Genomic DNA, 2,293 nt, shown 5'->3' on the forward strand with positions numbered 1-2,293 from the left:
AAGGATTTTGAGAGAATGAAGAGAGCCGCTTTAGTCTCTGAAGCTCTCTCTAGAATTATTTCCCCTAGCACCCTGTAATTGTATTGTATTAGTGCTGAAACCAGGTTTGTGAATCCAAACGGGCTAAAGTAGTACAGCCTATACTGGGTCTTTATTATCTCATCTATGTTTGTTGTATGCCCTATTGTGAATGCTAGTATCATGCCTACTATCTGAAGCCCTATTAGGAAGAACAAGTATAATGTTATTGCGAGGGCTAGGTATGAGGTGCCCTTGAACTCTACAGCTATATAGTAGCATAAAGTATAGAAGACCACCAGGGATCCAGCTATACCCAGGTAGAATAACAGCATGTCCTGCGGGCTAAGCAATACCCGCATAACCACGTATACCCCAGCATACAGCGTTGTGATGAATAAAAGTGGTGCAGTTAAGGCTACCAGTATACCTGCAATGTATCGGGTCATGTATAGGTCTGCTCTTGTAATAGGCCTCGCAAGAATGAACTCCAAAGCGCCCTGGCTCTTCGGCTTAGCTATTAAGACGTAGCCTAGGTAGAGCATTACAACGGGGAATAAGAGGGCGAAGAGGGATAAACCTGTACTACCTATGTAGCTTGTTATGGCACCTCTTGCAGTCTCCCCCATATTTACGATTATATTACCGCTTCCCCCTCGAATCTCGCCATTGCTTGTCACCACTGCCCAGGAGACGTTTAGGAACTGATGCCTGGAGACATCTCCCAGTTCTATCGGGAACACATATATCCTCATGTCATCGCTTATATCGCCTAGGTACTTCATGCCCGTCAAGTTAACAATTCCAACGTTTATTGATGAGGTGACTGATACAAGTTCGGCTACTGATATATTATAGTATACCTGTAACGGCTTAACCGGTAGCTGTGGGGAACCCATTATGAGGTAGAGCCTATCCCTGGCTGAAGCTATATTCATGCATACATTAATATGGGAGTCTATCGATATGTGTGAACCCTTATGGCCTAGGAATATACAGCCTCCATATACTGGGGTATTATTTACGACGTTGTCTAGAAATAAAGTAGGTAAGGGTTCATTTAGGTGTGATATATCCAGGGTTCCAACCCTTACCCTGGTAATCACTGCTCTGAGAGCAACTTTCATACCTGGTTCAGGTGTTTCTACTATCTCGCCTGGGATTGGGATCTCTAGTCTAGTCTCCCCTGTTAACTGATATCTTCCAAGGTCTATAGTCTTCCAGCCTGAACTATACCCGGATATAGTGGATAGGCTGAGCGACAGCTCTATATTGGCTGGGTTGAGTTCGTTATCATATACCCCGCCGATCACTTCGAGTTTCCGACCCATCGTGTCTAGTCTAAAGAGTACTACTCCATTATAAAGGAGGTTTAGACTCCCTGTTATCATCTGTTGTGCTGAGATATATGTTAACCCTAACCCAGCAACTAGGAATAAGACTAGTGTCACCATGGTTGCCTTTCTGAATAGTGCTCTCTTGAAGTCGTAGATAAAGGGTTTCACTGTTTCTCAGCCTCCTTTATTAACTCGAAGAAAAATGTTTCGAGATCCCTTTCCTCGCTTCTGAACTCCTTGACTCCGATGTTTCTCTTTACGAGCTCGCTCACTATTTCCTCCGGGCTAACTCCATGGTTTATTTTAATAGTTGCCTCCATGTCTCCGGCTATTACTTCACCATAGTTGCTCAGTATCTTGACCGCTTCCTCAAGATTGCTTGAAACCCTTATCTTCAAGCTTGGCTTCGCGAGCCTGGTTATCTCCTCTACTGTGTATATGCCTATTATCCTACCCTTATGTATAAACACTACTTTATCGGCTAACTGTTCAACCTCCTTCAGTATATGCGAGGAGAATAATACAGCTTTATTCTCCCTCTTGAACTCATGTGTAAGCTCTCTGAAGAAGGCTATCCCCTGTGGATCCAGGCCATTTAACACCTCATCGAATACTATGTTGGGCGGATTACTTATCAACGATACAGCCAGCGCAAACCTCTTCTTCATCCCCTGCGAGTACTCTGAGAGTCTCTTATTCATAGCATCCTCCAGCCCCATCCTACCAAGTAGCTCTTTACCTAGTTTAACGGCTTCGCTTCTGCTTAAGCCATGGTAGCCTGCCAGATAAACGAAGTAGTCCAGCGCCTTAAACTCTGTCTCGAAGATTGGTAGCTCGGGAACCCATCCAACCCTCTCTGAAGCCCTCCTCTTATCTCTGAGCACGCTGTATCCATCCACGATCACATCGCCGCTGTCTGGGTTTAAGACACCTACTAT

At 44.7% G+C, this 2,293-nt stretch carries 2 protein-coding genes; both read right to left on the bottom strand.

Annotated elements, in window-relative coordinates:
* Positions 1 to 1,523: ABC transporter permease (locus ACP5N5_RS06685; RefSeq protein WP_428134341.1), on the bottom strand; the 1,523-nt coding region annotated here is incomplete at its 3' end.
* Positions 1,520 to 2,293: ABC transporter ATP-binding protein (locus tag ACP5N5_RS06690; protein WP_428134345.1), on the bottom strand; the 774-nt coding region annotated here is incomplete at its 5' end. The genes ACP5N5_RS06690 and ACP5N5_RS06685, both read right to left, overlap by 4 nt.

The sequence above is a fragment of the Desulfurococcus sp. genome, assembly GCF_049970475.1.
In the GTDB taxonomy this organism is placed as follows: domain Archaea; phylum Thermoproteota; class Thermoprotei_A; order Sulfolobales; family Desulfurococcaceae; genus Desulfurococcus; species Desulfurococcus amylolyticus.